General features: G+C 65.3%; 19 protein-coding genes. 12 read left to right on the top strand and 7 right to left on the bottom strand.

Annotated features, from left to right (window positions below; all coding sequences use genetic code 11):
• Positions 1 to 2: 2 nt before the first annotated feature.
• From plsY to B6V75_RS15885, 4 genes are read right to left on the bottom strand one after another with little or no spacing between them, the layout of a single operon-like run.
• Entirely contained in the window at positions 3 to 611 is a 609-nt protein-coding gene (gene plsY / locus B6V75_RS15900; RefSeq protein WP_075775965.1) for a glycerol-3-phosphate 1-O-acyltransferase PlsY, read from the bottom strand.
• A gap of 19 nt (positions 612 to 630) precedes the next feature.
• Positions 631 to 1,911 (bottom strand): dihydroorotase, encoded by a 1,281-nt coding sequence (gene pyrC / locus B6V75_RS15895; RefSeq protein WP_075775966.1) that lies wholly within the window; start codon positions 1,909 to 1,911, stop codon positions 631 to 633.
• 10 nt (positions 1,912 to 1,921) lie between these two features.
• Positions 1,922 to 2,407, bottom strand: coding sequence for a hypothetical protein (locus tag B6V75_RS15890; RefSeq protein ID WP_077701094.1), 486 nt, complete (start codon positions 2,405 to 2,407; stop codon positions 1,922 to 1,924).
• Positions 2,400 to 3,365: an aspartate carbamoyltransferase catalytic subunit gene (locus B6V75_RS15885; RefSeq protein WP_075775967.1), complete on the bottom strand. Its 966-nt coding sequence runs from the start codon at positions 3,363 to 3,365 to the stop codon at positions 2,400 to 2,402. Before B6V75_RS15885 ends, B6V75_RS15890 begins: the two co-directional genes overlap by 8 nt.
• A 98-nt stretch (positions 3,366 to 3,463) precedes the next feature.
• Between B6V75_RS15885 and B6V75_RS15880 the strand changes: the two genes are divergently transcribed.
• The 3 genes from B6V75_RS15880 (at position 3,464) to B6V75_RS15870 (ending at position 9,281) form a co-directional block, all read left to right on the top strand.
• Positions 3,464 to 4,288 carry a uracil-DNA glycosylase gene (locus tag B6V75_RS15880; protein WP_088720334.1) on the top strand — a complete coding sequence of 275 codons (825 nt, stop codon included), beginning with the start codon at positions 3,464 to 3,466 and terminating at the stop codon, positions 4,286 to 4,288.
• Positions 4,289 to 4,450: 162 nt separating this feature from the next.
• Entirely contained in the window at positions 4,451 to 5,911 is a 1,461-nt protein-coding gene (locus tag B6V75_RS15875) for an efflux RND transporter periplasmic adaptor subunit (RefSeq protein WP_088720333.1), read from the top strand.
• A gap of 1 nt (position 5,912) precedes the next feature.
• Positions 5,913 to 9,281, top strand: a complete 3,369-nt coding sequence (locus B6V75_RS15870) for an efflux RND transporter permease subunit (RefSeq protein WP_088720332.1) — start codon at positions 5,913 to 5,915, stop codon at positions 9,279 to 9,281.
• A gap of 24 nt (positions 9,282 to 9,305) precedes the next feature.
• Here B6V75_RS15870 and B6V75_RS15865 read toward each other — a convergent pair whose 3' ends face one another.
• Positions 9,306 to 10,163 carry a protein-disulfide reductase DsbD domain-containing protein gene (locus B6V75_RS15865; protein ID WP_088720331.1) on the bottom strand — a complete coding sequence of 286 codons (858 nt, stop codon included), beginning with the start codon at positions 10,161 to 10,163 and terminating at the stop codon, positions 9,306 to 9,308.
• 174 nt (positions 10,164 to 10,337) lie between these two features.
• On the opposite strand from B6V75_RS15865, the gene B6V75_RS15860 reads away from it, so the two are divergent.
• The gene (locus B6V75_RS15860; RefSeq protein WP_075776024.1) at positions 10,338 to 10,898 is read left to right on the top strand and encodes a YqgE/AlgH family protein; all 561 of its coding nucleotides are present in this window, start codon (positions 10,338 to 10,340) and stop codon (positions 10,896 to 10,898) included.
• Positions 10,899 to 10,974: 76 nt separating this feature from the next.
• Here B6V75_RS15860 and B6V75_RS15855 read toward each other — a convergent pair whose 3' ends face one another.
• Positions 10,975 to 11,937, bottom strand: a complete 963-nt coding sequence (locus B6V75_RS15855) for an L-threonylcarbamoyladenylate synthase (protein WP_088720330.1) — start codon at positions 11,935 to 11,937, stop codon at positions 10,975 to 10,977.
• 114 nt (positions 11,938 to 12,051) lie between these two features.
• On the opposite strand from B6V75_RS15855, the gene B6V75_RS15850 reads away from it, so the two are divergent.
• The 5 genes from B6V75_RS15850 (at position 12,052) to B6V75_RS15830 (ending at position 16,162) form a co-directional block, all read left to right on the top strand.
• Positions 12,052 to 13,743 (top strand): acyl-CoA dehydrogenase, encoded by a 1,692-nt coding sequence (locus B6V75_RS15850; RefSeq protein WP_088720329.1) that lies wholly within the window; start codon positions 12,052 to 12,054, stop codon positions 13,741 to 13,743.
• Positions 13,740 to 14,792 carry an MBL fold metallo-hydrolase gene (locus B6V75_RS15845; protein ID WP_088720328.1) on the top strand — a complete coding sequence of 351 codons (1,053 nt, stop codon included), beginning with the start codon at positions 13,740 to 13,742 and terminating at the stop codon, positions 14,790 to 14,792. The genes B6V75_RS15850 and B6V75_RS15845 overlap by 4 nt, the downstream gene beginning before the upstream one ends.
• Complete coding sequence (locus tag B6V75_RS15840; RefSeq protein ID WP_075775974.1) at positions 14,789 to 15,283, top strand: DUF6173 family protein; 495 nt, start codon at positions 14,789 to 14,791, stop codon at positions 15,281 to 15,283. The genes B6V75_RS15845 and B6V75_RS15840 overlap by 4 nt, the downstream gene beginning before the upstream one ends.
• A 62-nt stretch (positions 15,284 to 15,345) precedes the next feature.
• Complete coding sequence (locus tag B6V75_RS15835) at positions 15,346 to 15,480, top strand: aa3-type cytochrome c oxidase subunit IV (protein ID WP_075775975.1); 135 nt, start codon at positions 15,346 to 15,348, stop codon at positions 15,478 to 15,480.
• 46 nt (positions 15,481 to 15,526) lie between these two features.
• Positions 15,527 to 16,162: a hypothetical protein gene (locus B6V75_RS15830; RefSeq protein WP_233243098.1), complete on the top strand. Its 636-nt coding sequence runs from the start codon at positions 15,527 to 15,529 to the stop codon at positions 16,160 to 16,162.
• 5 nt (positions 16,163 to 16,167) lie between these two features.
• Here B6V75_RS15830 and B6V75_RS15825 read toward each other — a convergent pair whose 3' ends face one another.
• The gene (locus tag B6V75_RS15825; protein ID WP_088720474.1) at positions 16,168 to 17,253 is read right to left on the bottom strand and encodes an AbrB family transcriptional regulator; all 1,086 of its coding nucleotides are present in this window, start codon (positions 17,251 to 17,253) and stop codon (positions 16,168 to 16,170) included.
• A 249-nt stretch (positions 17,254 to 17,502) separates the two neighbouring features.
• Between B6V75_RS15825 and B6V75_RS15820 the strand changes: the two genes are divergently transcribed.
• The 3 genes from B6V75_RS15820 (at position 17,503) to B6V75_RS15810 (ending at position 20,987) form a co-directional block, all read left to right on the top strand.
• A complete protein-coding gene (locus tag B6V75_RS15820; RefSeq protein WP_075775976.1) occupies positions 17,503 to 18,453 on the top strand; it encodes a TAXI family TRAP transporter solute-binding subunit in 951 nt (316 codons plus the stop codon).
• A 90-nt stretch (positions 18,454 to 18,543) separates the two neighbouring features.
• Positions 18,544 to 20,625 carry a TRAP transporter permease gene (locus B6V75_RS15815; protein ID WP_088720327.1) on the top strand — a complete coding sequence of 694 codons (2,082 nt, stop codon included), beginning with the start codon at positions 18,544 to 18,546 and terminating at the stop codon, positions 20,623 to 20,625.
• Positions 20,622 to 20,987, top strand: coding sequence for a DUF1850 domain-containing protein (locus B6V75_RS15810; protein WP_075775978.1), 366 nt, complete (start codon positions 20,622 to 20,624; stop codon positions 20,985 to 20,987). The genes B6V75_RS15815 and B6V75_RS15810 overlap by 4 nt, the downstream gene beginning before the upstream one ends.
• Positions 20,988 to 21,017 lie beyond the last annotated feature (30 nt).

Genomic DNA, 21,017 nt, shown 5'->3' with positions numbered 1-21,017 from the left:
GCTCAGGTCTTCTTGCCGATCTTCGGCTCCGTGCCCATTGCAAGGCGTGCGATATTGGTGCGGTGGCGCCAGAAGATCAGCACCGACAGGCCCGCCGCCAGCATCATCAATTCGCGATAGCCGAGGAAATAGGCCAACGGTACCGTCGCCGCCGCCGAAACAAGTGCGGCGAGCGAAGAAATCCGCGTTACCACCGCGGTCACCAGCCAGACGGCGCATGTCGCGAGACCCACAGGCCAGGCCAGCGCGATCATCGTGCCGAGGAAGGTCGCGACCCCTTTGCCGCCCTGAAAGCGCAGCCAGACCGGGTAGATATGACCGATGAAGGCCGCAGCGCCCGCCACCTGTGCGGCGGTTTCTCCCAGCACATAGCGCGCGATGAGAACCGCGATCGCGCCTTTGCCGCTGTCGAGGAGCAGGGTCGCGAGCGCCGCGCTCTTGCTTCCGGTGCGCAGGACGTTCGTCGCGCCGATATTCCCGGAGCCGATCTTGCGCAGGTCGCCCAGTTTGAAAAGCTTGGTGATAACGAGCCCAAAGGGCACGGATCCGAGCAGGTAGCCCAGTGCAGCCACCAGCCCGAGCCATGCGGACCCGTTCTCAATTCCCGGCATGTGCCTGCCCTCGCCTCATTTATGAGTCGTTATTGTTGTTATAAACCTGCACCCCTGCGACGAATGTGGCAAGCGTTTTGCCTTCCATTCGAGCAGTATCGAAGGGGGTATTCTTCGATTTTGAGCGCAATTTAAACCTGTCGAGCACGAACGGCGCGTCCGGATCGAAGAGCACGAGGTCTGCCGGAGCTCCCTCGGAAAGCCGCCCCTGCGGCAATCCGAGCCGCTTCGCCGGGTTCAGCGACATCGCTCGGAACAGCTGCGGCAGGGTCAGCTGACCGGCATGATACAGGCGCATCGCAGCAGGCAGGATCGTCTCTAGCCCGACCGCGCCAGAGGCCGCTTCTTCGAAGGGCAGGCGCTTGGATTCCTCGTCGGCGGGCGTGTGGAGCGAGCAGATCACGTCGATCGTTCCGTCCGCCACCGCCTCGATCACCGCGAGCCGGTCTTCCTCGTCGCGCAGCGGCGGCGTCAGTTTGAAAAAGGTTCGGTAATCGCCCACGTCGAGCGCGTTCAGCGTCAGGTGGTGGATCGAGACCCCGGCGGTGACATCAAGCCCCGCCGCCTTCGCACGGCTCAGCGCGGGCAGGGCCTTCGCGGTGGTGATCTGGTCGGCGTGATAGGCGAGGCCCGTCATCTCCACCAGCGCAAGATCGCGGTCGAGCCCCATCCGCTCGGCCATCGGGGACACGCCGGGAAGACCGCGCAGTGAGGCGAATTTGCCCGAGGTGACGGCCGCTCCTTTCGACAGGACCGGTTCCTGCGGATGGCCGATCACCAGAGCGCCCAGATGGGCCGCATAGGTGAAGGCGCGTTGCAGCACCTTGGTCTGATCCGAGACGCGCGTAACATCGGTGAAAGCCACGGCGCCGGCATCTTTCAGAAAGCCGATCTCGGTCATTTCCTGCCCGTCGCGGCCCTTGGTCAGCGCCGCCATATGGAGGATACGCACCGGCGCATCCGCTGCACGGCGGGTGACGAATTCCAGCGTCTCGGGATTATCGATGGCGGGCTGCGTGTCGGGACGGGCGATGATGGTGGTCACGCCCCCGGCTGCGGCGGCCAGCGCCGCCGTGCGGAAGCTTTCCATGTGGCGCTCGCCCGGCTCACCGATCTTCACCCCCAGATCGACGATCCCCGGCGCGAGGCATTTGCCGCGGCAATCGATCACCTCGGCATCGGCGGGCGCGGACATGTCGCCGATCGCCGCGATCCGGTCGCCGTCGATCACCACGTTTCCGGTAGTTTCGGTCAGTGCCTCGGGGTCGATCAGGCGGGCGTTTTCGAGGAAAAGGGTCATGCTTCGTGCCTCACTTCGCCACCAGTTTGCGCGCGGCCCGCGCGCTCTCGATTTCGCGCACCACCGGGCCTGCATCGGCGAGGTGGCGGATCAGATGCTTGTCGCCGCTTTTCGTCACGACCTGCACGTCGCCCATCAGCGAGCGCACCGCGTCAATCTGCAGAAGCATCACCTGTTTGCCCTGTGGTCCGATCAGGCGGCGGTCGGTCAATTGCCAGCGCCGCGCGAAGGCCTCCGAGCGGAAATAGAGCCCGCGGGCAGCCATGCCGACCACGATGGCGAAGCTCGCGATCACCACCTGATCGGGTTTGCCGAGCCAGAACAGCACCGCCGAGACCAGCACCGCACCGATCACCGCCAGAACCGCATGGTCGGTCCAGTAGCGTTTCTTGTCCGCCGTGAAGACGGCCAGAACTTTCTCGCCCTCTTCCAGCGGCAATTCGCTTTCGGGGCCGGGGCGGTAGTTGAGAACCTCGTCGCGCTTGATCTCAGACATAGGTACCCTCCGTCAAAGCGCGCCCGCGCTCTGCCCGCAGGTTGCGCGCCAAGAGGTCCATCACCGCCATGCGCACCGCCACGCCCATCTCGACCTGTTCCTGAATGACCGAGCGGTTGATGTCGTCGGCGATGGTGCCGTCGATCTCCACGCCGCGGTTCATCGGGCCCGGATGCATGACGATCGCGTCTTCCTTGGCATAGGCGAGCTTCTCGGCATCCAGCCCGTAACGGTGGAAATATTCGCGCTCCGACGGGATGAAGCCGCCATCCATCCGCTCTTTCTGAAGCCGCAGCATCATCACCACATCGGCGTCGCGCAGGCCTTCGCGCATGTCGTGATAGACTTCGCAGCCGAATTCGCCCACGCCCGAGGGCATCAGCGTCGGCGGCGCCACGAGGCGTACGCGGTTCTCCATCTTGCCCAGCAGGATCAGGTTGGAGCGCGCCACCCGGCTATGAGCGACATCGCCGCAGATCGCGACCGTGAGGCGCTTGATCCGGCCCTTCTCGCGCCGGATCGTCAGCGCGTCGAGAAGCGCCTGCGTGGGGTGTTCATGCTTGCCGTCGCCCGCATTGATCACCGCGCATTCGACCTTCTGCGCCAACAGATCGACCGCGCCGGACGAGCCGTGCCGCACCACCAGCAGGTCGGGATGCATCGCGTTCAGCGTCAGTGCGGTGTCGATCAGGGTCTCGCCCTTCTTCACCGAAGAGGTCTGCATCGACATGTTCATCACGTCCGCTCCGAGCCGCTTGCCCGCAAGCTCGAAACTCGATTGGGTCCGCGTCGAATTCTCGAAGAACATGTTGATCGCGGTCATCCCGGCCAACGCGTCGGTCTTTTTCACCGTGCGACGGTTCAGATCCACATATTGTTCGGCGAGGTCGAGAACGGTGAGGATATCCTCGGGGCTCAGATGTTCGATCCCCAGCAGGTGCCTTGGGCGAAAAGCCATTGCGCGATGCTCCGGTTAGACTGCGACGCTTATGGCAAACGGGGGGGCGGGCGTCCAGCCGCTTTACCGTCGCAGCGCCCATGAGGTAGGGTCGCGCAATGGAGACTCAGCCGACCCCGGAAATCGACTATCACGCAGCTCTGGCCGCCCTCGAATGGCAGCTGGAAATGGGCGTCGACACCGTCATCGGTGACACGCCGGTCGACTGCTATGCGCTGCCCGATAAATCCGCGCAGGCCAAGGCGAAGGCGCCCGAGGCAGCGCCCGTGGCGGACCGGGATTTGCCGCCGGTGGCGCAGATGGCAAAGATCGAGGGCCCCGATCCGGTCGTGGTCGCGCGTGATGCAGCGGGCAAGGCCGAGACGCTCGAAGCTCTGCGGGCCGCAATCGACGCCTATGAGATGTGTGATCTGAAGCTCGGCGCGCGCAATACGGTCTTTGCCGATGGCAAGCCTGCCGCGCGGGTGATGATCATCGGCGAGGCGCCGGGGCGCGAAGAGGACCAGAAGGGCCTGCCCTTCGTAGGCCGCGCCGGTCAACTGCTCGACAAGATGTTCGGCGCGATCGGTCTCTCGCGGCAATCGCCCGATGCCGAGGCGGCGCTCTATATTACCAATGTCCTGCCTTGGCGTCCGCCGGGCAATCGCGACCCCGCGCCTGCCGAGATCGCGCAGATGCTGCCATTCCTCGCCCGCCATGTCGATCTGGCCGATCCTGACCTGATCGTTCTGATGGGCAATGCGTCCTGTGCGGCGGCGCTGGGCAAACGCGGCATTCTGCGGCTGCGGGGCACATGGGCCGAGGCCTTCGGGCGGCCTGCGCTGCCGATGACCCACCCGGCCTACCTGCTGCGCAATCCGGCGGCGAAGCGCGAGGCATGGGCGGATCTGCTGCAAATCCGCGCCCGTCTCGATCAGGTGTAAACCGCGCCAAACGGTCGCGCTTTCGTGAAAAAGTGACGGACGCGGCCCCGTGACGCGTAGAGATAACCATTCCCTGCACCTATTTCGGCAAGGTAACATGGAAATCGCGCGACCGTGGGCAATCGCGAGCGCCCGCACTACTGACGACTGATCGGAGATGCCATGCGCTTTCTCACCCGCTCCCTGATGGGGCTGTTTCTTTTGGCGCTGACCGTCGGCCTGCTGGCGATGGGCGGCTTCTCGATCTTTCAGGCGATGCAGTCCCGCAATGCCGAGAGCGGGCGTGCCCCTACCGCGCGCGAAAGGATTTTTGCTGCCAATGTGATCCCGGTCACCTTCAAGACGATGTCGCCCGTGCTGACCGCCTATGGCGAGGTGCGCTCGACCCGCGAGCTGGAACTGCGCGCCTCGGCGGCAGGCACGATCGTCGAGCTTGCCCCCGATTTCGAGGATGGTGCGGAGGTTGAGAAGGGCGAGCTTCTGGTCAAGCTGGACCCGGCGGAGGCGCAGGCGGCACGCGACAGCGCGGCTGCGACCGTGGCCGAGGCCGAAGCCGCGCTTGCGCAGGCCGAGCGCGCTTTGACCATCGCGAGGGACGACGTGACGGCGGCGCAGCGGCAAGCCGATCTGCGGCTCAAGGCGCTCGACCGGCAGCGCTCGCTCTCGGAGCGGGGCGTCGGCTCTGCTGCCAATCTGGAGACTTCGGAACTGGCGGCCTCGGCGGCCGATCAGGCGGTGCTGAACCGCCGCTCGGCATTGTCGACTGCGCAGGCGCAGCTTGATACCGCGCGCACCTCGCTGACCCGCGCCAAGATCGGCCTGACCGAAGCCGACCGGAAACTGACCGATACCGAGATTCGCGCCGAATTTTCCGGGCGACTGGCCGAGGTGAACGCGGTCGCTGGTGGGCTGGTGTCGAATAACGAGATGCTGGGCAAGCTGATCGACCCCAACGCGCTGGAAATCGCCTTCCGCGTCTCCACCGCGCAATTTGCGCGCCTGATCGACGCGCGGGGCGCGCTGCGCGATCTGCCCGTGGGGGTGGAGCTGGTCGCGGGCGAGGAGACGCTGACCGCCAAGGCAGAGCTTTCGCGCGTGTCGGCGGCGGTCGATGACGGGGTGACGGGGCGCCTGCTGTTCGCGCGTGTCACCGACGGTCTGGGCAATCTGCGTCCGGGCGATTTCGTGACCGTCCGGCTGGAGGAGCCCGCGCTCGAGAATGTCGCCGAGATTCCCGCCGCGGCGGTCGATGCGGATGGCACGGTTCTCGTGCTCGGCCCGGAAGACCGTCTGGAAACCGCCGATGTCACCGTGCTGCGCCGGCAGGGCGACGCCGTCATCATCCGCGCCGAATTCGCGCCCGGCACCGAGATCGTCGCCGAGCGCACGCCGCTTCTGGGCCGTGGAATCAAGCTGCGTCCGATGCGCCCCAGTCAGTCGCAGGCGGCCGCTGGACCGGAGACGATCAATCTCGATCCCGAGCGCCGCGCCAAGCTGGTCAGCTTCGTCGAAACCAACAAAGTTATGCCCGACACTGCCAAGCAGCGGTTCCTTGCCGAGCTGAAGCAGGACGAGGTGCCCGTCGCCACCGTCGAGAAGCTCGAATCCCGGATCGGAGGCTGAGATGCGCTCCGACCTCGATCCGCGCGAATTGCCGCCCGCCCGCGGGCTGATCGGCCTCTTCACCCGCCACGCGACGCTGGCGAATATCGTGCTGGTCGTGATGATCTGCGCGGGGCTCGTTGCCCTGCCGCGGATGCGCGCGCAGTTCTTCCCGGACTCGGTCGAGGAATCGATCACCGTCTCGGTGAAATGGGACGGCGCTGGCGCGGAGGAGGTCGACCGGGCCATCGTCCAGGTGCTGGAGCCGTCACTGATCTCGGTCGAGGGGGTGGAAGCCTCGGACAGCCGAGCCTCGGAAGGCTCGGCGCGGATCAGTCTCGATTTCGAACCCGGCTGGGACATGTCCCGCGCGGTGAACGATGTCGAGAACGCGTTGGCCTCGGCAGGCGATCTGCCCGAGGGGGCCGAAGATCCGGAAGTCGCACGCGGCGTCTGGCGCGAGACGGTGACCGACATGGTGATCACCGGACCGCTCTCCCCCGAGCAGTTGGGCCGGCTGGGCGACGAGGCGGTCGTGCGGCTCTACCAGCAAGGCGTCACGCGCACCTCGCTCGCCGGGATCGCCGCGCCCGAGACGGTGGTCGAAGTGCCGACCGTGTCGATGATGGCCCATGACGTGACGCTGACGCAGATCATCGATGTGATCTCCGCCGAGGCGAATACCGATCCGGCGGGCGAAGTGGCGGGCGGTGCCACGCGGGTACGCACGGGCGAAGAGCGCCGCTCCGCCCCCGAAATCGAGAACCTCGTGATCCGCACCGAACCGGACGGTTCGCAGCTGACCGTGGGCGACGTCGCAAATATCCGGGTCGAGGGCGGGGACCGCAATCAGGCCTATTTCGTCGGCGACAATCCGGCGGTGGTGATCAATGTCGCGCGCTCCGCGGCTGGCGATGCGATCGCGATCCAGCGCAAGGTCGAAGGCGTGATCGACCAGATGCAGCCGACGCTGCCGGCGGGCACCTCGATGGATCTGGTGCGCACGCGCTCCGACGCGATCACGCAGCGCCTCGATCTGCTGGTGGGCAACGGGGTACTGGGGCTGGGCCTCGTGCTGGTGCTGCTGTTTCTGTTCCTCAATGCGCGCACGGCCTTCTGGGTGGCGATGGGGATCCCGACTTCGATGGCTGCGGCTCTGGCGGTGATGTATTTCACCGGAATGACGCTGAACATGATCTCGATCTTTGCGCTCATCCTGACGCTGGGGATTGTCGTCGACGATGCGATCGTGGTGGGCGAGCATGCCGATTTCCGCGCCCGCCATCTGGGAGAGCATCCCACGCTCGCCGCCGAGAATGGCGCGCGGCGCATGGCCGCCCCGGTCTTCGCCTCGACCTTGACCACGGTGATCGCCTTCGCCGGGCTGACCGTGATCGGCGGGCGCATGGGTAATATGATCGTCGATATTCCCTACACGGTGATCGCGGTGCTTGCTGCCTCGTTGATCGAGTGCTTCGTGATCCTGCCCAACCATATGAGCCACGCGCTGCGGCATACGTCCGAGGGCAAGTGGTACGACTGGCCTTCGCGGCAGGCGAACCGAGGCCTCGACTGGTTCCGCCGCGTGGTGATGAAGCCGTTGACCCGCCTCATCGTCATCGGGCGCTACCCGGTGATCGCGGCGGCAATTGCGCTTCTGCTGTGGCAGGTCAGCTTCGTGATGTCGGGCAAGGTACAGTGGCGCTTCTTCAACCCGCCGGAACAATCGACGGTGAACGGCGCCTTCTCGATGGTCGAGGGCGCGACGCGGGCCGACACCGAAGAGATGATGCGCGCGATGCAGGCGACCGTCACCAAGGTCGCGAAGGAGTTCGAGGATGAGTACGGGGTGAACCCGGTCGAATACGCGCTGGGACAGATCGGTGGCGCGTCGGGGCGCGGGTTGGCCTCTGCCGATACCAAGGATGCCGATCTTCTCGGCTCGATCTCCATCGAGGTGATCGACCCCGATTACCGGCCCTATTCCAGCTTCGACTTCGTCTCGCGACTGCAGGCCGAAACGCCGCGCATGCCGCTGGTCGAGGAGATCAGCTTCCGCCGTTTCCGCTCCGGCGGGGCAGGGGACGGTATCGCGGTCCAGTTCTCGGGTAGCGAGACGCGCATCCTGAAGGAGGCCGCCGAAGACCTGAAGACGCAGCTTGCGCAATTCCCCGAAGTCTCGGCGGTGGAGGACAACCTCGCCTATGACAAGCAGGAGTTGATCCTTGATCTAACCCCGCAGGGCGAGGCGCTGGGCTTCGATATCGCGACGCTGAGCCGAGAATTGCGCGCGCGCCTGAACGGCACCGAGGCTGCGAGCTTCCCCGACGGGGTGCGCTCGGCCACGATCCGGGTGGAGCTTCCCGAGCAGGAACTAGCTGCGGATTTCATCGACCGGATGCAGTTGCGCGCACCGGGCGGCGAATGGGTGCCGCTGGCCGATATCGTCTCGGTGCGCAGCCAGACGGGCTTCTCGACGATCCGGCGCGAGGATGGCGTGCGGCAGGTCTCTGTCACCGGCGATGTCTCCGAGGACGACCCGGCGCGGGCCAACGAGATCATGGCGCGGATCAGCGACGACATCCTGCCCCGCATCGCCGAGGAGCGCGGCGTGGCCTATACGCTCACCGGGCAGGCCGAGCAGGAGCGCGACTTCCTGAGCGACGCCATGATGGGCCTGATCATGTGCCTGATCGGCATCTACATCGTGCTGGCGTGGATTTTCGCGAGCTGGACCCGGCCGATCGTGGTGATGTCGGTGATCCCCTTCGGCGCGGTCGGCGCGATCTGGGGCCACTACATCTGGAACCTGCCGATGTCGATGTTCGCCGTTGTAGGCGGAATCGGCATGGTGGGGATCATCATCAACGACGCGATCGTGTTGATCTCAACGGTGGACGAATATGCCGAACGACGCGGCATGGTGCCCGCGATCGTCGACGCGGTCTCGGATCGTCTGCGCCCGGTGCTGCTGACGACGCTGACGACGGTTCTGGGCCTCGCGCCGCTACTCTACGAACAGTCGAGTTCGGCGCTGTTCCTGAAATCCACTGTCATCACGTTGGTCTACGGTCTGGGCTTCGGGATGGTGATCGTGTTGCTGGTCGTGCCCGCGGTGCTGGCGGTGCAGCTCGATTTCGGGCGGCAGGTGCAGGCGGTGCGTCACGGCGTGCGGGTCCTGCGGCTGCGCGCTGTGCTCGCCGGGGTCGCCGCGCTGATGGCGTTGGGCTTCGCGCTCACGCTGGGCCGCGCGATGTGGGAGGGGGAGGCGCTGATGCCCGCCTTCGGAGGCTTCGCGCTGATCGCGGCGATGGTGGCGATGGGGGCGGGGCTGATCGCGCCGCGGCTTTTGCGCGGCCATATCCGCCACAGGCCGCCGCCCGAAGTCTGAGAAGCCCGACGCCTGAAGGGGTGATTACTCGGTGCAGCCCATGATCTCGACCGCGCCGCGATCGGAGAGCACGGTGATGCGTATATCGCTCGGATCGAGGTCGAAGGGCTTCGCGTCGGGCGGCACGAAGTCGGCGCTCGTCACGAGGGTGTCGCCCTCGCGGTGGCTGTCGGCCTCGGACACCCAGACCGGGCGCGAGGCCAGTTCCAGAAGGGTATTTTCCTTGCCGATAGCGGGCGGCAGGTCAATCCGCGCCGTGAGTCGCACCCCGTCCTTCTTCGGCTCCGTCTCGCAGCGCGTCGGCGGGTCGATCTGGCGTGGTTCGCGTGCAAGCGCCGCCTGAATCTTCGGATCGGTGGTGCCGTCGGCGGTGACCTCCGTTTCCAGCTGCAGGCTGACCGGCACGCAGATATTCTCGCAGATCCCGATCATCACATCGGCTTTCAACTGCACCGGCTTGTCCGGGTCTTTCGGCGTCACCGAGATCGGCAGCACGACGCCGTCGTGATAGCCGACGGTGCGCATCCCGGAGGACAGGAACACTTCCGGTGCGGGCCAGTGGACTACGGCGGAGGCGAGATTGCTCGACCCGGTGAACTGAATATGCGGCGGGATGCCTGCATCGCCCGGCGAGCGCCAATAGGTCTTCCAACCGGGAGCGAGCGCGATCTCCAGCGCCGCCATACGGGCGCCATTCGCGCCTTTTCCGCCTGCGCGCAGCTGCGCCTGTTCCAGCCCCGGGGGCGTCGGCAGTGCGGGCATTGATGCCTCCTGCGGCGCGACCTGCTCCTGCGCTGCGATCTGCGCAACAGCTTCCTGCGCCGCCACGCCAAGCGGGCAACAACCGAGCAGAATTCCCATCACTGGTAACAAACGTGTCATATCTTTTACCTAGTCGCTTCCCTGCACGTTCAGAAGTCACAAACGCGACAGAAGCGTGCAACATTTTGTCCAGGCGCGTCACAATACCAAACAATTCCTGCGTCCGGCTTGAATCGACGTCTTCCCCGCGCCACCTTGAATAGAGACGGGATGCATTTTGCGAAGGGGATCGAGATGGACCTGACAGGCAAGTTTCTGATCGCGATGCCCGGCATGGGCGATCCGCGATTCGAGCATTCGGTGATCGCCGTATGCGCCCATTCCGATGAGGGTGCGATGGGCTTGATCATCAACAAGCCCTTGCCTTCGCCGGCCTTCTCGGACCTTCTCGAAAGCCTCGATATCGACCGGCCCGGCGCGGATATCCGCCTCGATCAGCCGATCCTGTTCGGTGGCCCGGTCGAGACCGGGCGCGGCTTCGTGCTGCATTCGCCCGACTGGACGACCGGCGAGGGCCAGATGGAGGTCACCGATCGCCTGCGCATGACCGGCACGCGCGACATTCTCGAAGACATCGCGCGGGGGCGCGGCCCGAACCAGGCGCTGATGGCGCTGGGGTATGCGGGCTGGGGGCCGGGGCAGCTTGAAGAGGAAATCCTCGACAATGGCTGGCTCACCGCCGACAGCGATGCCGATCTCGCGCTCGATAGCGATCATGAGACGAAATGGGTGCGCGCGCTGGAAGGCATGGGGATTGACCCGAGGACGCTTTCGGCTGCAGCGGGGCATGCCTGAGGGCTGAACGGGGCTCCGCCCTCTCGGCGCGTCCGCGCCTCACCCCCGGGATATTTAAGCCAACACGAAGACGCAATCAGTCGCGCGGCGCCGCCGCGCGGCGCAGGCGGTCGTTGATCGCGCGACCGAGGCCGGTTTCCGGGACCGGGGCGAAGGCGAGTGTGGAAAGGCCGCGCGTCTTCGCCAGCGCATCGCCTTTGCGCAGCATAGCGAAAAGATTTGCGGCGGCTTCGGTCAGATCGCCTGAAGGCGACAGGTTCAGATCGGCGGTCTGGCAATCGCCGCCGAAGCCGATCCAGACCGCGTCGGGGCGCGGGGCGGTCACGTCCAGCAGCACGGCCGCGCCCGGCGCGTAATGCGATTTGAGCTGCCCCGGTGCATTTGGTTTGGATGCGTCACCGCCGGTGGGCAGTGGCTGGCCGATCAGTGCCTCGATCTCTTCCGCAGCGACCCCGCCGGGGCGCAGCAGCGCGGGCGGATCGAGCGCGAGAATGGTGGATTCCACCCCGACCACGCAGGGCCCGCCATCGATCACCGCCGCGATCTTGCCGTCCAGCCCGTCAATCACATGCTGCGCTGTGGTCGGGCTGATCTTGCCGGAGGGGTTCGCAGAGGGCGCGGCGAGCGGCCCGCCGAATTCCGTCAGCAGCGCGCGGGCGACCGGATGCGCGGGCAGGCGGATCGCGACCGTGTCATGCCCGGCGGTCACCAGATCGGAAAGCCCGGCATCGGGGCGCAGCGGCAGCACCAGCGTCAGCGGCCCCGGCCAGTAGCGCGCGGCGATCTCTCGAGCGGCGTCGGAGACCACGGCGATCTCTTCCGCCGCCTCGATCGAAGGCAGATGGACGATCAGCGGATTGAATTTCGGACGTCCCTTCGCCGCGAAGATGGCCGCCACCGCGCGGTTGTTGCGCGCATCGCCTGCAAGCCCGTAGACCGTCTCGGTCGGCATCGCGACCAGCTCGCCTGCGCGCAGCAGAGCGGCTGCCTGTACGTAGCCCTCGGCATCGGCGGAAAGGAGTTTCGTGTCTTGGCTCATGCAGTCGTGACGCAGCGTTGGAGTTGAAGGGGGCTGCCCTTGCGGTAGGGTGATGGCAACCCGACAGGACATAGACGCGCGCGCGGCAATTGCCAAGCTGCCCGGAGGAGACCCATGACTTACCGTTCCCCCGTCACCGACATTCGTTTCATCCTCGATCACGTCGTGCCGCTTGCGCCCGTCGCCGCCACCGAGATGTTCGCCGAGGCGACCCCTGATATGGTCGAGGCGATCCTCACCGAAGGCGGCAAACTATGCGACGAGGTGATCGCGCCGACCAATCGCGACGGCGACCTGACGCCCGCGAAACTGGAGAACGGCGTCGTGCGCTCGTCGCCCGGGTTCAAGGAGGCCTTCGCGGCGCTTGCAGAAGGCGGCTGGATTGGCATCGCGGCGACCCCGGAACATGGCGGGATGGGCCTGCCGCAGGCGCTCAACGTCGGCTTCAACGACATGCTGTCGGGCGCGAACCTCGCGCTGCAGCTCAGCCCGCTGCTGACACAGGGCCAGATCGAGGCGCTGGAGCATCACGCCTCCGACGAAATCAAGGCGCTGTATCTGCCCAAGCTGATCTCGGGCGAATGGTCGGGCACGATGAACCTGACCGAGCCGGGGGCCGGCTCCGACGTGGGGGCGCTCAAGACCAAGGCGGTGCCGAATGACGACGGCACCTATGCGATCTCGGGCCAGAAGATCTACATCACCTGGGGCGACAATGATTGCGTCGAGAATACCTGCCACCTCGTGCTGGCGCGCCTGCCCGATGCGGCGCCCGGCACGAAGGGCATCAGCCTGTTCATGGTGCCGAAGCTGATCCCGGATGCCGATGGCAAGCCGGGCGTGGCGAACTCGCTGAAAGTGGTTTCGCTGGAGCACAAGCTGGGTATCCATGGCTCGCCGACCTGCGTGATGAGCTACGAGGGCGCGACCGGCTGGCTCGTCGGCGAAGAGAACAAGGGCATGGCCGCGATGTTCACGATGATGAACAACGCGCGTCTGAACGTCGGCGCGCAGGGCATCGGCGTGGCCGAAGCGGCCTATCAGCAGGCGCTGGCCTATGCGAAGGACCGGGTGCAATTCGCGCCGATCGTGGAGCATGCCGATGTGCGCCGTATGCTCTCGGGTATGAAGGCAGAAATCTTCGCGGCGCGGTCGATCGCGCTGGCCTGTGCGGTGGCGATCGACATGGGGCGTGCGACCGGCGATGCGAACTGGCAGGCCCGCGCGGCGCTGCTGACGCCGATCGCGAAGGCCTATGGCACCGATATGGGCATCCGCGTTGCCTCGACCGGGATCCAGATCCATGGCGGCATGGGCTTCATCGAGGAGACGGGCGCTGCGCAATATCTGCGCGACGTGCGGATCACCACGATCTACGAAGGCACCAACGGCATTCAGGCGATGGACCTCGTGGGCCGCAAAATGATGGACGAGGGCAAGGCCGCCTTCCGTCTGCTGCAGGAGATCGAGGACGAGGCGCAGGGCGCACGTGGCGATTTCCCGGTGCTGGCCGAAGACGTCTGGCAGGCCGCCGAGGAATTGCGCGAGCACACGGAATGGATGGTGCGCCAAGGCATGCAGGATCGTTTCGCGGGTGCCGTGCCCTATCTCGACGCCTTCGCGCGGGTGCTGGGGGGCTATTACCACCTGCGCGCCGCCATGGCCGAGGGTCGCGATTCCGCGCGCGGGCATCTGGCCGCCGTCTATATCCGCCGCCTGATGCCGGCCTATGCGGCCTCGCTGGCCGAGGCGAAGGAGGGGGCCGAGGGGCTCTACGCGCTCAGCGTCGAAGATCTCGAGGCATGAGGGGCGAGGATACCCCCGCGTCGGCGAGCGGCATCCGCTATCCTTGGGCGGAGCCGCCAGATCCGGGCGGCGCGATCGAGGTCGCACCCGGCGTGATGTGGATCCGGCTGCCGCTGCCCATGGCGCTCGATCACGTCAATTGCTTTGCGTTGGACGAGGGCGATAGCTGGGCGCTGGTCGATCCGGGCATCGACACGCGCAAATGTCGCGCGGCGCTGCAGGCGGCGATGGACGGACCGCTGGGTGGCAAGCCGGTCACGAAGGTTCTGGTGACCCATTACCACCCCGATCATATCGGGCTGGCAGGCTGGCTGCAGGAGCAGGGCGCGGAGCTGATAACCACGCGGACTTCGTGGCTGTTTGCGCGGATGCTGCAACTCGATCCGCAGGATCGGCCCGTGGCCGAGACCCTGACCTATTACCGCCGCGCCGGGATGGACGCGGCGCTTCTGGACAAACGCGCCAATGAACGCCCCTTCAACTTCGCCGATTGCGTTCATGCGATGCCGCTCGGTTTCACCCGGATCGTGGAGGGCGACGAGATCACCCTCGGCGGGCGGCGTTGGTCGGTGAAGATGGGCGACGGTCACGCGCCCGAACACGCGACGCTCTGGAGTTTGGACGACGATCTAGTTCTGGGCGGCGATCAGCTCCTACCCTCGATCTCGGCCAATCTCGGTGTTTACGCGACCGAACCCGAGGCCGATCCGCTGGCGGACTGGCTTACCTCCTGCGCGCGGTTTGCCGAGATCGCGGAGGATCGCCATCTCGTGCTGCCCGGCCACAAGCTGCCTTTCACCGGGCTGCCGCTGCGGCTGCGTCAGATGATCGAGAACCACGAGGGCGCGCTGAAACGTCTGCGCAAGCATCTCGACACCCCGCGCACCGCTTGCGATTGCTTCCCGCCGCTGTTCAAGCGCCAGATCGACGAGAGTACCCACGGGCTCGCGATGGTCGAGGCGATGGCGCATCTCAACCATCTTTGGCACAAAGGGGAGGTGAGCCGCACCTTGCGAGAGGACGGCGCCTGGCTCTGGAGCCTGAAATGACCGAAATACGCACCACCGCCGAAGCCCATGAGGAAGCTGCCCTTCCGAATGCGAAGGTGGTGCATACCTCGGAGAACGCGCCGAAGACCGCGGAGGTCAAACCGCTTCCGCCGGAACTGGCCCGGGCGCGGCCCGAGGACAAGAGCCCGGCGCAATGGGCCTATGAGCGAGTGTTGCTCTATATCCAGAACTTCGAAGAGCAGCTGCAGGAAGACGAAGAAGTCGTGCTTGGCCTCACCGGCGGGGAGGCGGGCGTCCTGCAGATCGAGGGGATCGGTTTTTTCGATCCCGACATCCTCACTTTCTACGGCACCGACGAATACGGCGCGCGCACGCAGCTCATCCAGCACGTGAACCAGCTCAACGTGATGCTGATCGCGCAACCGAAACCCGCCGAGGACGAGGCGCCGCGGCGGATCGGCTTCCGGCTCGCCCGCGCGCTGGAGGAAGAAATTGCGCCGGAGACCAAGAACCCGCAAGACGAGACGTGACAGCCTGTCGCAGCTCGGCTAGTTTTCCCTCTGGGAGATCAGCGCAATAGGGAGAACGCGCAATGGCCGAGTACAAACCGGGCAACATGGACATTCGTGACCAAGAGAGAACATTCAACGGATTTGTTCGCTTCGTCACGGTTTCGGTGATTGTGATCATCTGTTTTCTGGTGTTTCTCGCATTGGTGAATGGCTGACGCGACCGGCGCAGCTGAGAGACACTCAGAACGGGAGATCAGGTAGATGATGCGCCTGCTTCTTGTCTGCCTGATGCTGCCGCTTTTCCTGGCCGGCTGCGGTGCAGACCACATTTACGCCTCGGATGCCGAGGTCGCCAAATATCGCTATGTTTCCGACGAGCCGCCTTCGGTCACGCTTTATACCGTGATCTCGACCAATACCGGGTCGGGCGGGCATTCGGCATTGCTGATCAACGGGCGCGAACGGATCATCTTCGATCCGGCGGGCACCTGGAACCATCCCTGGGCACCCGAGCGCAACGACGTGCATTTCGGCATCACCGAGAAGATGCGGAAATTCTACATCGACTATCATGCCCGCAAGAGCTGGTACGTGCGCGCGCAGAAAATGCCACTGACGATGGCGCAGGCCGATCAGTTGATGGCGCGGGTGGAGCGCAACGGCTCTGTCAACAAGATGATGTGTGCGGATTCGGTGTCGAGCGCGCTGCGCGATATGCCGTGGCTGCACGATCAGATTCCCTTCACCTTCTCTCCGCTGAAGCTGTCGCGGGCGTTCGGAGAACTGCCGGGCGTCACCGAGAAGGATCATTACGACGACGATCCCGATGACAATTCGGGCGTGTTGATGATCCAGCAGCAGCCCTACAATCACGGTGAAACCCAGTTCAACGAGTGAACGGGTTACACATCACCTCGCCTGCGTGACAATGCGCGGGCGAGCGCGGGGCCCGCGACCAGCACCAGCAGGAAACGGGCGATCTGCATCGCCATCACGAAGGGCACATCGACCTGCGTGCCCGCCGCGATGATCGCCACCGAATCCGCGCCGCCGGGGCTGGTGGCGAGATAGGCGGTCACCGGCTCGATCCCGGCGAAATAGACCAGCCCCATGGCAAAAGCGGCGCAGAGCGCGATCAGCGCGATGATCGAGCCGAGGATGCGCGGCAGAAGCCGTGCGGCATGGCCCAGCACGGCACGGGTAAAGCGCATTCCGATGCCCCAGCCGACGACCGCGTAGCTGATCGCGAGCACGGTCTGGGGCAGGGTGATCTCCAGCAGGCCCGTGGCGCTGGCGATCAAGCCGAAGGCCATCGGCAGCAGCAGCCCGCCGCCCGGAATGCGCAGCCGCACCCCCAGAAAGCCCGCCCCGATCCCGAGCGCAAGCGACTCCGCCGCGCCGAGGAAGTCGGTCGGACCCTCCTGAGCCATTGCCGTGCCAACCTCGCCGCCCTGTGCCACGCCGAAGAGCTGCACGACGGCGGTTGCGGCGATCGCGCAGCAGGCGACGCGGGTATATTGCATGACGGCGACAAGGCGCATATCGGCGCCGTAATCGTCCGACATCAGCGTCATCGCCGTCGCGGCACCGGGGGAGGAACCCCATATCGCCGTCGTGCCCGGTAACCCGCCCGCACGCGCCATCACCCAGCCGAGCGCGCTCGCCCCCAGCACGGTCGAGAGTGTCCCGGCAAGGAAGATAGGCCAGTCGCGGGCGATCTCGGGCAGGATCGAGGCGGGAAGCTTCGAGGCGATCATCACCCCCACGATACCTTGCGCGGCAACGAAGCCCAGAGGCGGCAAACGCACGGCCCCGCCGCTCGCGGCGAGCGTGATCGCGGCCGCCATCGGACCCAGCAGAAACGCCGCCGAGAGATGCGCAAGGCTCAGCGCGAAAGCCAAGACTGCGGAGCTCGCAAGCAGCACGGCCCAACGCAATGCTGCGGGCCAGCGGGCGGGGGAGTATCGGAAGGGAGGCAAAGAGCGCATAGGGGCTTTGAAGAAGAAAATCATCTGTTTCCCAGCAGATAGGGCTCGTAGCGTCAAGCGCATAGCGAAATTCGAAACTTCCGCTCGGGAACCCTGATTGCGATCGAGCGCGCCGTCGTTCACGTCAAGCGGAGAATTTTCCGCTTTCTGGTTTCATCGACGTGAATTGAATTGATCCCCGCGCAAAACCCGTCACTTTGGGGCCGGTCCCGCTTTTCACTGCGGGCAATGACATATGGGAGGATTACGATGTTCCAACACATCAAGCTCGGCGCGCTCGTCGCCGGGGCGATTGCTTTGAGCGCACCCGTGGCCAAGGCCGAAAGCTTCATCAACATCCTGACCGGGGGCACCTCGGGCGTTTATTATCCGCTCGGTGTGGCTCTGTCCGAAGTCTATGGCGAGAACATGAAGGACGTGCGCGTTCAGGTGCAATCGACCAAGGCGTCGGTCGAGAACCTGAACCTGCTGCAACAGGGCCGGGGGGAGCTGGCCTTCGCACTGGGCGACTCGGTAAAGGATGCGTGGGAAGGCAATGCGGATGCGGGCTTCAAGGCCAAGCTCGGCAAGCTGCGCGCGATCGCCGCGATCTACCCGAACTACATCCAGCTCGCCGCACTCAAGGATGCCGGCGCGACCACGATCACCGATCTCAAGGGCAAGAGCCTTTCGGTCGGTGCGGCGAAATCGGGCACCGAGCTGAATGCGCGCAAGATCTTCGACGCGGCGGGCATGAGCTATGACGATCTGGGCAAGGTCGAATACCTGCCGTTCTCGGAATCGGTCGAACTTATGAAGAACCGCCAGCTCGACGCGACTTTCCAGTCCTCGGGGCTGGGCAACGCGGCGCTGAAGGATCTGTCGACCACGCAGGACGTGACCTTCGTCGAGATCCCCGCCGACATCGCAGAAAAGCTCGGTGCGCCCTACAAGGCAGGCGTGATCCCGGCAGGTACCTATCCGGGGCAGGACGCGGATGTGCCGACGGTGGCGATCACCAACATCCTCGTCACCCGCGAAGGTGTTTCGGATGAAGAGGCCTACCAGATGACGAAGCAACTCTTCGAGCATCTCGACACGCTCAAGGCCGCGCATTCGGCCGCGAACGGCATCTCGCTCGAGGCGGCGGTGCAGGGTCTTCCGATCCCGCTGCATCCGGGTGCGGAGAAATACTACAAGGAGCAGGGCGTGCTGAAATAAGCCGCTAGAGCTCAGGTGAGGGGCGGCGCGCTTTTCGGGTCGCCCCTGATCGTTCGGGCCAATGCGCCCAAACCGGGGGAGGAGACAGGCATGGACAACAAAGAAGAAGCAGCGGTCGACGCGGCGGTGCACGATCCGCTGGCTGGCGGCTTTCCGCAATCGCGCGAGGGGCGGGCGCTGTTCTGGCTCGCGGTCGCTTTCTCTGTCTGGCAGATCGCCTTCGCCGCCCATGTCATCAACCCCTCGAGCCAGATTGCGCGGGCCGTCCATGTGGGCTTCCTGCTCGCGCTCGGCTTTCCGCTGCTTGCCATCGCCCGAGGCTTCGGTCCGGTCGGACGCTCCATCGCCTATATCCTGGCCGCAGCCGGAGTCGCTGTCGCCGCCTATCAATGGATCGAATACACGCCGCTTCTGCTGCGCGCGGGTGATCCGAACACGCTCGACCTCGTGGTCGGCTGCGTGCTTCTGATCACCGTCTTCGTCGCCGCCTGGATGCTGATGGGTCCGGCGCTGCCGATCATCGCGGGCACGTTCTTCCTCTATGCCATGTTCGGCCAACACCTGCCGTCACCGTTGAACCATCGCGGATACGCCTTCGAGCAGGTGATCGAACAGATGAGTTTCGGCACCGAAGGCATCTACGGCATCCCGACCTATGTGTCGGCAACTTATATCTTCCTGTTCATCCTCTTTGGCGCCTTCCTCGAGAAAGCCGGGATGATCAAGCTGTTCACCGATGTCTCGCTCGGTATGGTCGGGCACAGGATGGGCGGGGCCGCGAAGGTCTCCGTTCTGTCTTCGGGGCTGATGGGCACGATCTCGGGCTCGGGCGTCGCCAATGTCGTGACCACCGGGCAGTTCACGATCCCTCTGATGAAGAGCTTCGGCTACCGCTCCGCCTTCGCGGGCGGCGTCGAGGCCACGTCTTCGATGGGCGGGCAGATCATGCCGCCGGTGATGGGCGCTGTGGCCTTCATCATGGCAGAGACGCTGGGCGTCGATTACGTCGAGGTCGTCAAGGCCGCGCTGATCCCGGCGATCCTCTATTTCGCGGGGGCGTTCTGGATGGTCCATCTGGAGGCCGGAAAGCGCGATCTGCGGGGCCTTGCGAAATCCGAACTGCCGAGCCCGCGCAAGGCGCTGAAAGAGGGGTGGTATCTGCTGCTGCCTCTGGCCGTGCTCGTCTACCTTCTGTTCACCGGCTACACGCCGCTTTTCGCGGGTACCGTGGGCCTGTCGCTCACGGGCCTCCTGATTCTCGGCGGGTCGGTCGCGCTCGGCCTGCCCAATCAGGTGCTGCGTGTGATCTTCTGGGTCGTGCTGGCGCTGGTCGCGGCGGCTTTCTTCGAATTCGGCATCTGGGCGGTGCTGCTGGCCATCGCGGTGCTGATCGCGATCAACGTCTTCTCGAAGGGCGGGCGTGAAACCTTGGCGCTCTGTCGCGACAGCCTCGCTGATGGCGCGCGGACCGCGCTTCCCGTCGGCATTGCCTGCGCGCTCGTCGGCGTGATCATCGGCGTGATGACCCTGACGGGGGCCGCGACCACTTTCGGTCAGTTCATCGTCGGCGTCGGCAAATCGAGCCTGTTCCTGTCGCTGATCCTGACCATGATCACCTGCATCGTGCTGGGCATGGGGATTCCCACGATCCCGAATTACATCATCACCTCCTCGATCGCGGGCCCGGCGCTTCTGGACCTCGGCGTGCCGCTGATCGTCAGCCACATGTTCGTCTTCTATTTCGGAATCCTCGCGGACCTGACGCCCCCCGTGGCGCTCGCCTGTTTCGCGGCGGCCCCCATTGCGAAGGAGAGCGGCCTGAAGATCAGCTTCGAAGCGATCAAGGTCGCCGCCGCAGGTTTCGTCGTGCCCTTCATGGCGGTCTACACGCCCGCGCTGATGCTGCAGGATGGTGGGCCACTCGCCGCCGCGATCGGCTATTGGCCAGCGGTCGCCTACATCGTGATCAAGGCGCTGCTGGCGCTGTCGCTCTGGGGTGTTGCGGTGATCGGCTGGCTGGGCCGCCCGCTGGCGATCTGGGAGCGCGCGCTGGCTATGGTCGCGGGCTTCACCCTGATCGCGGCATTGCCGCTGACCGACGAGATCGGCTTCGCGCTCGTCGCCGCGTTCGGCGCGGCGCTCTGGCTGGGCCGCAAGCGGGCGATGGCATGAGCGCCTCATGCCTGATGGTCGGCGCCGCGATGGTGGCGCTGGCGAGCGATGGTCAGTTCTCGCTCCAATGGATGCATTCGGTCGAGCATGAGGGCTGGCGCGAACATTGGCAGGTGACCGACCATGACACGCTGCGCCTCGTCGGCGCGGCGGTGAAAGGCTCGGGTGCCGGGATGGAGCCCGGTCCGGGCGGTCATTTCGAGGATGGCTGGTGGGTCTGGACGACCGATGGTCCGGATGTGCCCACGCTGACCCTCGCGGCTTCCGGCGCCACGATCTCGGGCTGGACGCTCTGCTCGAAGAAATGCGAAACCATAGGTGCCGATCGCGAGGCCCCGATCCACATCGCCCCCTGCGACTGACCGGAGTTCCGAGTAGCGACTGGTCGGCCT

It is taken from the genome of Thioclava sp. F1Mire-8, assembly GCF_002213165.1.
Taxonomy (GTDB): domain Bacteria; phylum Pseudomonadota; class Alphaproteobacteria; order Rhodobacterales; family Rhodobacteraceae; genus Thioclava; species Thioclava nitratireducens.
This window is presented reverse-complemented; position numbering and strand designations above follow the sequence as displayed.